Annotated in this window: 1 protein-coding gene; it reads left to right on the forward strand. The window is 43.2% G+C overall.

What is annotated here, in order from left to right; genetic code table 11:
• Window positions 1-102: 102 nt before the first annotated feature.
• On the forward strand, window positions 103-373 hold a 271-nt coding region (locus A7975_RS33760; protein ID WP_218061026.1), incomplete at its 3' end, for an IS3 family transposase.

A 373-nucleotide genomic window follows, 5' to 3' on the forward strand; every position in this document is an offset into this window, starting at 1 on the left:
AGGACCTGAGTTTACCTCGGAACTGGAGCAAATAAAGGCGGAGAATCGGTTCTTAAAGCAACAATTAGATGTGCTAAAAAAGTACAAGGAGATGGAAAGGAGTTGTCACCAAAAATCATAGTTGAACTGGTTGAGTTGATTCACGGGGAAGTTACGATCACCAAAGCTTGTTCATGGCTGGGTGTGCCACGTGCTACCTATTACCGATGGAGAGCAAAAAACGAAACTCGGCCATTGGACAGCATGGTTGAAGAGATTCGAGAACTCTGCACTGAAAATAAATTCCGTTACGGATACCGAAAGATTACTGCACTGCTTCGAAAAAAGTACAAGATTAATCACAAGCGTGTACAACGAATCATGCAAGGTGAGC

It is taken from the genome of Bacillus sp. FJAT-26390 (genome assembly GCF_001682865.1).
In the GTDB taxonomy this organism is placed as follows: domain Bacteria; phylum Bacillota; class Bacilli; order Paenibacillales; family Paenibacillaceae; genus Pristimantibacillus.